Annotated in this window: 12 protein-coding genes and 1 other annotated feature; of the genes, 2 read left to right on the top strand and 10 right to left on the bottom strand. The window is 27.4% G+C overall.

The features are described 5' to 3' along the window. The 3 genes from KHW44_RS00160 to KHW44_RS00150 all read right to left on the bottom strand — a co-directional run. A partial coding sequence (locus tag KHW44_RS00160; RefSeq protein ID WP_304064460.1) for an ATP-binding protein occupies positions 1–1,630 on the bottom strand: 1,630 nt, incomplete at its 3' end. Further along, on the bottom strand, positions 1,627–2,703 hold the full coding sequence (locus KHW44_RS00155; protein WP_156849945.1) for a DNA repair exonuclease: 1,077 nt from the start codon (positions 2,701–2,703) through the stop codon (positions 1,627–1,629). The genes KHW44_RS00160 and KHW44_RS00155, both read right to left, overlap by 4 nt. A gap of 8 nt (positions 2,704–2,711) precedes the next feature. Further along, positions 2,712–2,951 carry a YdbC family protein gene (locus KHW44_RS00150; RefSeq protein ID WP_094203593.1) on the bottom strand — a complete coding sequence of 80 codons (240 nt, stop codon included), beginning with the start codon at positions 2,949–2,951 and terminating at the stop codon, positions 2,712–2,714. Positions 2,952–3,139: 188 nt separating this feature from the next. Here KHW44_RS00150 and KHW44_RS00145 point away from each other — a divergent pair, with 188 nt between their 5' ends. Continuing rightward, positions 3,140–3,757 (top strand): regulatory protein RecX, encoded by a 618-nt coding sequence (locus KHW44_RS00145; protein WP_156849944.1) that lies wholly within the window; start codon positions 3,140–3,142, stop codon positions 3,755–3,757. Further along, complete coding sequence (locus KHW44_RS00140) at positions 3,757–4,032, top strand: GIY-YIG nuclease family protein (protein ID WP_002836332.1); 276 nt, start codon at positions 3,757–3,759, stop codon at positions 4,030–4,032. Before KHW44_RS00145 ends, KHW44_RS00140 begins: the two co-directional genes overlap by 1 nt. Positions 4,033–4,063: 31 nt before the next feature. On the opposite strand, the gene rplT is transcribed toward KHW44_RS00140, so the two are convergent. From rplT to thrS, 7 genes are all read right to left on the bottom strand, one after another. Next, positions 4,064–4,417 carry a 50S ribosomal protein L20 gene (rplT, locus tag KHW44_RS00135; protein ID WP_002836330.1) on the bottom strand — a complete coding sequence of 118 codons (354 nt, stop codon included), beginning with the start codon at positions 4,415–4,417 and terminating at the stop codon, positions 4,064–4,066. Positions 4,418–4,435: 18 nt separating this feature from the next. Further along, complete coding sequence (gene rpmI, locus KHW44_RS00130) at positions 4,436–4,627, bottom strand: 50S ribosomal protein L35 (protein WP_002836329.1); 192 nt, start codon at positions 4,625–4,627, stop codon at positions 4,436–4,438. Between the two features lie 13 nt (positions 4,628–4,640). Continuing rightward, positions 4,641–5,147, bottom strand: a complete 507-nt coding sequence (gene infC, locus KHW44_RS00125; RefSeq protein WP_002836327.1) for a translation initiation factor IF-3 — start codon at positions 5,145–5,147, stop codon at positions 4,641–4,643. 23 nt (positions 5,148–5,170) lie between these two features. Beyond that, positions 5,171–5,282, bottom strand: a sequence feature (ribosomal protein L20 leader region). 36 nt (positions 5,283–5,318) lie between these two features. After that, positions 5,319–7,721: a bifunctional lysylphosphatidylglycerol flippase/synthetase MprF gene (gene mprF, locus KHW44_RS00120; protein ID WP_304064446.1), complete on the bottom strand. Its 2,403-nt coding sequence runs from the start codon at positions 7,719–7,721 to the stop codon at positions 5,319–5,321. A gap of 10 nt (positions 7,722–7,731) precedes the next feature. After that, positions 7,732–9,471: an ABC transporter ATP-binding protein gene (locus KHW44_RS00115; RefSeq protein WP_304064444.1), complete on the bottom strand. Its 1,740-nt coding sequence runs from the start codon at positions 9,469–9,471 to the stop codon at positions 7,732–7,734. After that, complete coding sequence (locus tag KHW44_RS00110; protein WP_304064443.1) at positions 9,461–11,188, bottom strand: ABC transporter ATP-binding protein; 1,728 nt, start codon at positions 11,186–11,188, stop codon at positions 9,461–9,463. Before KHW44_RS00110 ends, KHW44_RS00115 begins: the two co-directional genes overlap by 11 nt. A gap of 80 nt (positions 11,189–11,268) precedes the next feature. Further along, a complete protein-coding gene (gene thrS, locus KHW44_RS00105) occupies positions 11,269–13,173 on the bottom strand; it encodes a threonine--tRNA ligase (RefSeq protein ID WP_304064441.1) in 1,905 nt (634 codons plus the stop codon). Between the last annotated feature and the right edge of the window lie 7 nt (positions 13,174–13,180).

The following is a 13,180-nucleotide window of genomic DNA, read 5'->3' as shown; positions in this document are numbered from 1 at the left end:
CCTCAAGTTTTATTGAATCTGAATTAATATCTTCTAATAAAATACTAAAATCATATTCAGATGATATCTTTTGAAGTTGATCATCTTTATCTGAAATTCTATCAATCAATTGATCATACTCTATTTTTTTTCTTCTATAATCTTCAACATCTATGTTCTTCAAATTTCTTGATGACGATAAAATATTGTTAATCTTTGACTTGGAACTTTCATCTTCATTTATAATAGAATCTAGTCTTGAATCAATATCTTGGAGTTGTCCCTCAAGTTTGTTTAAATAATCAATGCTTTTCTCCATATTTGAGTCATATCTAAAATCATTAATTATTTCATTGTAGCTTTTGTATCTCATATTATTAATTTGATTAATCTTTTGCACAATCTTATTTAATTGACGATTGTATGATAATTTCTGAAATTTATTGGATATACTAACTAAAATATAATAAATAACAAATAATACAGGAGCAATAACTATTTCTTTTGTATACCCCATCATATAGATCATTCCAGCAACAATTATTGTAAATATAATTCCAATAATTGATAGTTTGATTTTTAATTTAGAAATTCCATTTAATTTTTCAATTAAATTATTCATCTCATCAATATAATCTATTATAGTTTCATAATTGCTAAGTTTTGCTTTTAATTGGTAATAGTCCTTACTTAATAATTTCTTTTCCTTCGATAACTCATTAAATGTAATTCTATTATCGTTTAATAATTTATTTTGATATTCCAAATTATTAACATCATCTTCGTCAATGTCATTGATGTATTTAATCTTTGATACTCTGTCTAATAAACTTGCTTTTTCTTTTAAAATCTGCATTTTATAGTTTTTTGCATCTTCTATTTTTTCTATATCGTTCTTCTTGTGCAAATTAGCTAATTTTTCTTTATTTAGAAGCAGTTTTTCGTGTCTAAGTTTGTACTCATTTAGCTTATTTAAACTATCTTCATATTCTTTTTTGTCTTTATTAATATTTTTGATTTCATTTTCTAAATCAAACTTTTTTTGATATAAACTCCCCAAAGGTTTTGCCTTAGATTGTTTAGTCCCAATATTTGATTTCATCTTTTCCAGATTATCTAGTGCTTTTTTAAATGAAACAGAATCATTATTGCTATCTGATGAATTCAATAGCATATCAACAATAGAACTTACATTCTTATCTTCTGCATCTAATTCTTTTAAATTTGAAAAAACAGTTGATTTGAAGATATCTGAAGGCATTTTAAAAAAGTATTCACCCGGAAATGATAAATTATCTTGATTAAAACCATCTAAATCAGTTTCGTTATTACCAGTAGTTTCATTGAAAATATTAAAATATTTTTCTTTAAAATTACGATAAATTACATATCTCTTATTATCTTTCTCCACTAAAATACTGCCCTCATAGTTTTCACTATTCCAAGGGCGATATTTTTCGTAGTCTTCAGTAAATATAGTTCTCTTTAGATAAGGTTTAACAAATCCATAAAATACACCTTCTATAAATTTGGATATAGTGGTCTTTCCTGACTCATTTAACCCGTAAATTAGATTAAATTTGTCTCCAAATTCTATTGTGTAATTATTAAATCTGCCAAATGATATCAAATCTAATCTAATAATTTTCATAAATTATTCTCCATTAAGGACTTAATTCCTAAATTAATTGCTCTTTTAACCACAGGATCTTCTTGATTCAAGTTTTTTGTTTCCTCAATAAAATAACCCAACACATTATTTCTGTTAAATTCATAAATTTTATCCAAATTTATATTAGATTCTGTGTTGTCAATTATTTCTACATATTCACAATATTTTTTTAAACTTTCTTGTAAAGAATCTATATCCAGATCAAACCCTTCCTCTAATTGTCCCTTTAAATTAATTCTAATGTAATTTTTCTTATCTTCAACTAAACATTTCGACAATGAACCTACCAAATCGTAATAACTAAATTTATCTGATATATTATAGTCAAATTCATTGAAGTTTGATTCAGAACAATCTAAAAAATCGATGTCAAGTCTATTATCAACTATACTTCCAAGAACAGCACCATGCATCCCCTTTTCTTTAAAACTCAATGGTTCAATAGAACCTGGATACACAAATTTATCATTAAAAATAGTCGGTTTATGTATATGGCCTAAAGCCACATAATCAAAACCCAAATTATTCACTTTATCTTGATCAAAAAACATATAACAATTGTTTTCGTTTAATAAATCAGAATGAATCATTAAAACATTAGTTTTTAATTTGTCCAGTTTCAAATCATCAAAAATGTTCATAAAATCGTAGTTGTTTTTATTGTAACTTATCCCATAAACATCAGTGTCATCAAATTCTATTTTTTCAAGAGTATCCTTTTTGAAAATATTCAAATTATCACTAATATTTACCATGTCCCATAAATTATCTTTATAGATATGGTCGTGATTCCCCCCTATAATGCAAATTTGTGAATTTGTTCTAGAAAATAGATCAATTAAACGATTCATATCACTTAGGCTAAAATTTTCCAAATTATACAAATCTCCAGACAGAAAAATATAATCTACATTTTCATCAATACTATATTTGATTAATTTTTCAACAGATGTCCAAATTCTTTGTCTTCTAATTTTAGACAAAGATTGTGGAATTGAAGATTTTTCAAATTTCATGCCTAAGTGAAAATCAGCTGAATGTATGAACTTCAAAATTTATCCTACTTTTCTGAATCCAATTGTTTTAATTCATCTTCTATTAATGCATGTAATACTCTTAATTCTTCTTCTGTGAATGTAAGACCCTTACTCATTCTTGAATGATCAGGATTCCATTCTCTAATATCGTATTTTGCATCGTAATCAGACCATTTTACAATATTTAATTCCTTATTCCAATTGTTAGCTTTTGTGGATAAAACTCCAATTCTTTCTACTATTTCAAATTTTAAATCAGCCATAATTACCTCCATTTTTATAAATATATTATAGCATTATTTTAAAATATGCAAATATATGTTTTTGTGTTAGAATATCATAGAGGTGAAATTCATGAAAAAACAAAAATTAGCTCAAGTTGTAGCAATTATTTTAGTAGCAATGATGGTTGCTCCATTTATACTAAATGTAATAATGAACATGAGATAAAATGATAATCAAAAATATTGAGTTCAATGATAAAAAAGATAAGTTCGTAATTGAGACTGATACAAAAGAAAGTTTTTTACTAAGTTATAATGATTTTGAAAGATATAAAATTCATAACGAAATGACAATAGATGATGAACTATATACCCATTTATTGAATATCTCAAAATTTACAGAAGCTTTTGAAATCAGCCTTAATTTTTTATCATATAAATTACGAACTGAAAAAGAAATAACGACAAAATTAAAATCAAAAAAATTTAGTTCTGAAATTATTGAAGACGTTATAGAAAAATTAAAAAACCTAGATTTACTAGACGATTATAACTATGCAAAGATATTTATCAACGATAAAATTAATCTAACAAATTACAGTAAAAAAAGAATAATCAATGATTTATACCAAAAAGGTATTGATAAAAGAATTTATGAAGATTATTTGGAAGATGTCTTTGGATATAATATGGAATTAGACAAAGCAACTCAAATAGTTGAAACTAAAATCAACATTTGGAAAGAAAAACATGAAGGCTATGATCTAAAGAATAAAATAGTTACTTTCTTGCTGCAAAAAGGTTTCAGCTATGATGTTGCGAAACAAGTAAGTGGTATGTATTAATGTATTATCTATATATTTTAGAATGTGCTGATAAAAGTTTATATACAGGTATTACCAATGATTTTTTAAAAAGAATTAAAATGCACAATAAAGGTAAAGCCAGTAAATATACAAGGGCAAGGCTTCCTGTAAACTATGTTTTTATGAAAAGAATTGATAATAAAAGTGATGCATTAAAATTAGAAATTAAAACAAAAAGTCTAACTCGTGATAAAAAGTTAAAACTAATAAATTCAAATGAAAACGAAATTAATACCATATTAAAAAAAGCTTAAGTATGATATAAATCAACTTAAGCTTTTTATTTTATAAATTGTTTTTTGCTAATTCAACTAATTTAGCGAATTCTTTTTCATCTCTAACAGCCATGTCAGCAAGAACTTTTCTGTTCAAGTCAACACCAGCTACTTTTAATCCGTGCATAAATTTGCTGTAGCTTAAATCGTGCATTCTTGTAGCTGCATTAATTCTAGCAATCCATAATTTTCTGAAATCTCTTTTTCTTCTTTTTCTTCCAACGTATGAATAAGCTAATGATTTCATTACAGCTTGGTTAGCTGTTTTGAATAATGTATGTTTTGAGCCGTAATATCCTTTAGCTTGTTTTAATATTTTTTTATGTCTTTTTCTATTATTTGTACCACGTTTAATTCTAGCCATTTATATTTCCCCCTCTAACTAAGGAATCATTTTATCGATTCTTCTCATATCTGCATCGCTAACTGTTGTACCTTTTCTTAAGTTTCTAATTCTCTTTGCAGATTTCTTACCTGTTAAGTGACTTGCATAAGCTTTATATCTTCTTAACTTACCTGTACCAGTTCTTCTAAATCTCTTAGCAGAACCTCTATGTGTCTTCATTTTTGGCATATTATTTCCCCCTCTAATTTTCTTTATCAGTCAAAGGACCCATAAACATTATCATCATTCTACCTTCCATGGAAGGTTTCTTTTCTATTTGTCCTACATCTTTTGTTAATTCATAAAATTTATCAAGAACTTCCTTACCCAAATCTTTATGACCAAGTTCTCTACCTCTAAATCTAACAGAAACTTTTACTCTGTTTTCATTGCTTAAAAACTTGGATGCTTGATTAGCCTTAACTTCTAAATCGTGTTTTTCAATATTTGGTGAAAGTCTTATTTCTTTTACGTTAATTACTTTTTGATTTTTCTTCGCTTCTTTTTCTTTCTTTAATGCATCATATTTGTATTTTCCATAATCTAATATTTTGCATACGGGTGGCTTAGCATTTGGTGCTACATTTACCAAATCTAAATGCTTATCTTCAGCCATTTTCAAAGCTTCTTTAATAGGAATTACACCTATTTGTTCACCTTCGTCATCGATTAATCTAACTTTAGAAGATCTTATCTCCTCATTAATCATTAAGTCTTTTATATTATTCACCTCCAAAAAAATAATGGCGGGTAAAAATACCCGCCAAAAATTAATAATCAAATTAAATTTTAACCTTATGAATTCGAAATTATAAGGTGAGAGCGGATATCTCTACTTATTAACAACAAATATTGTATACTATGTTGAACATTTTGTCAACTATTTTTTCTTTGAATTTACAACATTAATTAAAATATATGGTAAATTAAAGTCTGAAGTATATGCTATATATTTATTCGACCAGTTGGGCTTAAATTTATCTTTGTAATTTCTTAAACCTTTAAAATTATAAATCTTATTTTGAGTATTGTAAACAATATTTAGAATTTTTTCCTTCTTCTTTGAATAAATTTTATCTCCAACTTTAGATAAAGGTGCCATGCCTAGGTAGAATTTTTCAAAATTATTTTCTTGTCCCCATAAAATTAACTTAATAAATATAAAATCCATCAACCCATCTTCATTTGATCTATCATATCTCATTAAATCTATAGAAAGTGTTTTATCATCATAAAAAGGCTGAAGATTTGCAAAAGCGAGTAATTCATCGCCTTTATAAATACACGCAATTTTTGTTCTTTTTAGATAATATTCGTCAAAAAATCCTAAACTAAATCCCATTTCATTTTTATTTCCTAGCCATTTATCTGAAATAATTTTCATTTGAGTTAATAGGTTATCGGTTGGATCTTCAACTTTGAATTCATAATTTCCTTTATCGAAGTTATTAAGAACATGTCGCCAAGTTCTATTTTTCTTTCCCACTAAAGAAAATTGAGTTAAGTCTACAGTTGCGTCTTGTCCAACTTTAACGAATCTAAAACCTTGATCACAGTATAATTCTAGATTTTCTCCATTTATTTCATAAAAACAAACATTCATGTGATATTCATTGCAATAAACTATAAAATCATCAATTGCTTCAACGAAATTTTCTTTCTTACCTATAGGATCGCCTAATACGATAACGCTGTTTTTTACCGGGCGATACATTATCATTACAGTATTTGTCTTGTCAAAATACACATTTTTATCATTCAAATAAACTAAATGACTAAACTCATTTCCACCAAATTCTTCCAAGAATTTTTCAATTCTATCAAAATCCTCATCTGTTAATTTTGTAAATGTGATCTTCTTAGTTCTTGTATATTGAGCAAGATAAGATAATATCAAAACGAATAAAACATATAGAAGTATAAATCTCTTGTTTTCAACCAAATAATTTAGAGAATACTTTCGATGTGATGTCAGAAAATTTACCTTATGAACAGTATTGCTAATAAATATAAATAATACTGTGACAACTGATAATTTACCTATAGTATTTATAAAATATTTTGGCTTGATTTTGATAGCTTGTTCTGTAAAGCCATCTTTCATAATATACATTACAATTCCCAATACTAAGGTAATAATCGATTCTTCAATGTCTAATCCTTTTAATAATGTTGAAAATACTGAAACAATTAATACTGCTTCTGCTATATAAAAAGATTTTTTAACCGATTTTTTTATTCCTTGTGAAAGAAGTATTAGTAACCCACCTGATGTAAGAGTTATAAATCTAGCCAAAATCACTACATCTTTCTTAACAAATCTCCTTAAAAATTTTATTCTTAATAACATTGATGGAGTAGCAACGCTTAAACATAAAATCAATCCAACAATCAGAGTAAAAATCGATAGAATATTAAAGGCAAATTGTTTCTTATAGTGATCAGTATTGTAATTATCATAAATTTTTCTTAATATCATAATTAAAGAAATTATCCATGGAATAACACTACTTACAATTCTGTATATAAGGAAAGCAATTATCGCTGCTCTAGGTTCAATCAATTTGCATAAAAAGTGTATTTCTATTAAATCTGATACAACGAATCCATCTTGCATCAAGCTAACTTGCCCAAAAACATTAGAAACACAATAAATAAGCACCAAACTTGAAATATTTACATTAGTAAATTGTTTTATCACAAAAACGAAAAATAATATATTACATACTGTAACAACAGTTTCATAAGCTACTGATAAAATTTTTCTTTTCACTGTTATATTATCTTTCACAACAAAATCTAAATAATATGGACATTTGTTTTTAAAATAAATAACACAAATACCAATAACCAATATTACTAAATAAATCAAAAATAGTGTCCATTCTGGTTTCATTAAAAATATCGTGAATATACTAATTAAAGATAAAGCAATAAAATTAGAAATATTTTTGTTTAAGTTCTGATCCTTATACTCATCTTCACCGATAAATACTGATTCAATTCCCTTTATCCATACAAATTTTCTTAATGATTCTAGAACCCAATACTTTTTTATATCCTTGAATTTAAAATTTTTATTATATAAAAAATAGGAAATTGATGAAATAAGAAATACTAAAAGCCCAAATAATACAATTTGTGATTTTTGACCAATACTCAAAAAAATCTTATATTTAAAAATGTGATTAGGTGATATAAAATTGTTCCTTACAATATATAAGACAATAATTGTGAATATTATAGTGTATGTTGTCCTAATATATTTTAGTTTTTTGTCCATTAATCCCCCTTTAAGTGGATGACTGCTCATCGTAAATTTGTTTGTAGAAACCATCTTTTAGCAATAGCTCATTATGAGTTCCACTTTCTATTATTTTACCATTAGATAGTGCAAAAATCTTGTCTACATTTCTAATTGTAGATAATCTGTGAGCTACTATCAATGTAGTTCTAGAATATTTTAGTTTTTCTAATGGTTGTTGAATAATTTGCTCTGTTTCAGTATCAATATTTGATGTAGCTTCATCTAGAATTAATATTCTAGGATTTCTAATATACGCTCTGGCAAAAGAAATCAATTGTCTTTCTCCTTGCGAAAGATTGGATCCTTTTTCTTTTATAGGTTCGTTTAAACCTTTTTTTAGCAAAGTATAACATCCTAACTCTTCCAAAGCAGTAATTACTTCTTCATCAGTATAATCCTTATCAAGAGTAATATTTTCTTTTAATGTAGTTTCAAAAAGAAAAGGATCTTGTAATACAACAGCAAAATTTTCCCTCAATATATCTTCATTTAAATCATTGATGTTTACTCCATCAATTAAAATTTCACCAGTTTTCACATCGTAAAACTTCAATATTAAATTCAGTATTGTGGATTTTCCGCTACCTGTAGTTCCTACAAAAGCTGCACTAGTTGATTTTGGTATTTTAAATGAAACATCCTTTAATACATCATTTTTATCATAAGCAAAATAAACATTTTTAAATTCAATATCTCCCTTTAGATCTTCTATCACACCATCTGACTTTTCAATTGTATCTAATTTCATTATGTCAAATATGTGACTTGCAGATGCATAAGCTTGTTCCATATCTCCAAATCTTGTAACAATTACACTAACATTCGAAAAAATCTTTGAAGTATAGTCGATAATTATATAAAGCCCACCAACTGTAACTGGATAGCTTTTGGTTATCTGACCATATCCAAAATAAAATAAAATTATAACTGTTGATAATAAACCAATTATATCAATAGCCCTGTATCCTCCATAGCTTCTTAATTTAGTAAGAGCTAAATTATTTCCAAAAATATCTTTGTTAATTTTATCGAACTTATCTTTTATAGTTTGCTTGACATTTAAAGCTTGAATTATTTCCATATTATTAATATTTTCATTAATATTTGCGTTTATTTTACTAACCAGGTGTCTGATTCTTTTGTTATGTTTTGCTGATTTATATCTATAGTCATAGAATATAAAGAAAACAAGTGGAAACAAAATCAAAAGCATCAAAGACACTTTAATATTTGTTACAACCATCATAATATATATTGCAATTATCATTATTGCAGCAGTTGTAATATCTGCCAATATAAGTTGAAACATTATCTTTAATCTCATAGTGTCATTCGTAATCCTTGATACGATACTTCCTGCTGCCAGATTATCAAAGTATTCTATAGGTAATTCATTGATATGTTTATAAATATCATTTTGTACAAAATATGTCACGTTATTTGCTGCCAATTCAAAATAAATCATACTCAAGTTACTGAAAATTCCACACGCAACGTAAATCACCAAATAAATAGCCAAGTATTTAATAATTGATGAAAAATTTCCAACTATATTATTCGTAGCTACAAACTCATTTAATACAAATCCTATTACGATTGGGCCCAAAATTTCCATTGAAGTTCTTAATAAGGAAAAGACAAATCCAATCACCAATTCTTTGGATTGCTTCATGGAATACATTTTTAGTTTTTCTGATACAAATTTATTTCTTAATTTACTCTTCATATCTGCCCCTTACTAATTGGATATTATATTGATTGTAATACCATTGTTTGTTTTCCATTAATTCCGAATGAGTACCCATCTCACTTATTTGACCATCTTTCATTACTATTATTAAATCAAAATCGTCAATCTGATTTAATCTATGAGTCGATAAGATTACTGTTTTTTTCAGTTTTCTTAACTCTCTTAAAATATTTTTCTCAGTTTGAGTATCCAATGCGCTTAAGCAGTCGTCTAATACGACCAAGTTTGAGTCTTTTAATAAAGCTCTTGCTAATGAAATTCTTTGTTTTTGACCTCCAGATAACGACAGTCCGTTTTCACCACACAAAGTGTCAAATTCATCAGGAAAATTGACTATATCCTTATAAATATCCGCGCTTTTAGATACTTTAATCACTTCTTCATCTGTGGCTTCTATCTTGGAAAGTTTTATATTATTTTTTATTGTATCCGAAAAAATCATACTTTTTTGAGACACATACGCCATATTATCTCTTGCTGATTTTAAATTTAATAAATTCGTGTATTTACCGTTGATTTCAAATTCATCTTGCCTTGGATATAAGAATAATAATTGTTTAAGAATAGTTGACTTTCCTGACCCTGTCTTTCCAACAATAGCCACCCTCATGTTCTTCTTGAATTCAAAAGAAATATCTTTAAGTGCGAATTCTTTGGAGTAAGGATATTTGAAACTATAATTTTCAAACTTAATACTTTCTATATCATCAATTTCCATGTAATCTTCGTTTAAATCTAAGTCATCTTCATAATCAAGTATATTATCAATTCTATCCATAGATGCATCGGCTTGTTGATATACATTTATGAAGTTTCCTAATGCATACATTGGCCAAATTAACATATTTAAATAATAAGTAAAAGATACCAATTGACCAACAGATATTTGATTCTTACTTATTAAAAATGTTCCATATCCGATTGCTATAACAAATGTTATTGATGGGATTATTCTTTGAAAAGGAGCCATCATTGCTCTGTATTTTACAACATCCATGTTTTTTTGAACCAACATTTTAGATCGATTTTGAAACGAAAAATATCTAGCATCTTTTATCCCAAAAACTCTTATAATTCTAATACCTTCAACATCTTCTAATACACTATTGTTTAGCTTATCAAATGTAGATTGCACTATTGAGTATTTTTCATGGATTTTCTTACCAATTTTTAAACACAAAAATGCCAATATAGGAAGAGGTATTATAGAAACAAGTGTTAAACGAACGTCAACGACAACCATCATTATAATTATTATAAACAAAGGAAATACTGTAGAATCGAAAAATGTAAGAGTTCCAAATCCCATCAAATCGCTTAAACTATTGACATCTCCAGTAGCTCTGTTCATAAGTTCTCCCGTTTTGAAAGTTTGAAAATATTTCATGGATTCGTTTAAGTATTTATCCATAAGTCTATTTCTAGTTACATAGTCTATTTCATTTGATGCTCTGAATGTGTAGTAACACCATCCCATTGCAAAAAAATATTTAATTCCTATTACTAAAACATCAATTAAAAGTATAATTAAAAAAGGTTTTAATTCAATAGAATTGTTTAATACTCTATCGGTTAATTTCCCTGTAATATATGGAGGAATTAATCCGACCAGGTCACTTAATAAAAGAAATGTAATAGCAAGAATTAATTTGTTTTTGTAATATTTTAGAAACCAATAAAATTTCTTGTACATTTTACCTCCTTCTATTAAAAATTTGCTCTGAAAAATTCAGAGCAAATTTTTATATTGTAAAATAAGCTTTCTTTATAGAATTATTTTCTATTTTGATATTCATCTACTAATTCATCAATAAATTCATCAGTATTCTTAGATCCTACATCTCCAAGATCTCTTTTTCTTACTGATACCTCATTGTTATCAATTTCATTTTGTCCAATTATTAATGAATAGTTCACTTTCTTCAATTGAGATTCCCTGATCTTAAGACCGATTTTTTCACTTCTATCATCGACTTTCACTCTCAATCCACGTGCTTTCATTTTTTGTTGTAATTCATACGCATAATCATTGAATTTATCGCTAATAGGAAGAATTTCTACTTGAACTGGTGATAACCATAATGGGAATTTTCCAGCATAGTGTTCTATTAGTATTCCCATAAATCTCTCTTCACTACCTAAAATTGCTCTATGAATCATTGCTGGACGTTTTTTAGATCCATCACTTGCGATATAAGTCATATCGAATCTTTCTGGCATTTGGAAATCCAATTGAATAGTTCCACATTGCCAAGTTCTACCAATTGCATCTTCCAAATGGAAATCTATTTTAGGCCCGTAGAAAGCACCGTCACCTTCATTAATTTTATATTCAAGACCTTTATGTTCCAATGCACTCTTAAGTGAATTAATTGCTAAATCCCAATCTTCATCTGATCCCATTGAATCTTCTGGACGAGTTGACAATTCAACTTCATATTTAAAACCAAACTTAGAATAAATATAATCACAGAAATCTATAATCTTAGTTACTTCTTCTTCTATTTGTTCAGGTAAACAGAATACATGTGCATCATCTTGTACGAAAGTTCTAACTCTGAATAAGCCATGCAATGCCCCTGATAATTCATGACGGTGAACTTGACCAAGTTCTGCAACTTTAATTGGAAGTTCTCTGTAGCTGTGCAATTCATCTTTGTAAACTAAAATTGATCCTGGACAGTTCATTGGCTTTATTGCATAATCATCACCATCTATTTGAGTGAAATACATATTTTCTTTGTAGTGATCCCAGTGACCTGATTGATGCCATAAATCTTCGTTCAAAATCAATGGAGTTTTGATTTGTCCATATCCTCTATCTAAAAGTTGTTCCTTCAAGAATTTTTCTAGTTCATTTAACACAACCATTCCATTTGGATGGAAAAATGGGAAACCCGGTCCTTCTTCTTGAATTGAGAATAGCCCCATTTCTTTACCAATTTTTCTGTGATCTCTTTTCTTAGCTTCTTCCATTCTTTCTAAATATTCGTCTAATAATTTTTTCTTAGGGAATGAAATTCCGTAAATTCTTTGAAGCATCTTGTTATTTTCATCACCTCTCCAGTATGCACCGGCAATTGATAATAACTTGAATGCTTTAATATTTTTCACTTCTAATAAATGAGGTCCTCTACACAAATCAACGAAGTCTCCCATTTCATACAATGTAATTGTAGCATCTTCATCAAGATTTTCTATTAAGTCAACTTTATAATCTTGACCTTCTTTCTTAAATCTTTCCAAAGCTTCTTCTCTTGAGATCTCAACTCTTACTAATTTAGGATTTTCCTTAACTATTTTTTTCATTTCGGCTTCAATTTTTTCTAAATCCTCAGGTACAAACTTGTGATCTGTATCTAAATCATAATAGAATCCAGAATCAATTGATGGTCCAATTGCAAATTTTGTATTTGGATACAATCTTTGAATAGCATAAGCCATTAAGTGAGATGAAGTATGCCAGAAAACTTGCTTTCCTTCTTCATCATCAAATTTTACGAATTGAACTTCACAGTCAGAATCAATAGTTTCCATTAATCCCATTATTTTACCATCTACAACTGCTCCGACACAGTCTCTTGCTAATCCTTCAGAAATTGATTTGCAAACATCTAATAAACTAATTTCTTCATCAAATTCTTTTACGGATCCATCTTTTAATTTTACTTCAAACATAAATACC

The sequence above is a fragment of the Finegoldia magna genome (assembly GCF_018371055.1).
Lineage (GTDB): Bacteria > Bacillota > Clostridia > Tissierellales > Peptoniphilaceae > Finegoldia > Finegoldia magna_I.
Note: the sequence above shows the minus strand (reverse complement) of the source record. Positions and strands in the feature narration are given on the sequence as shown.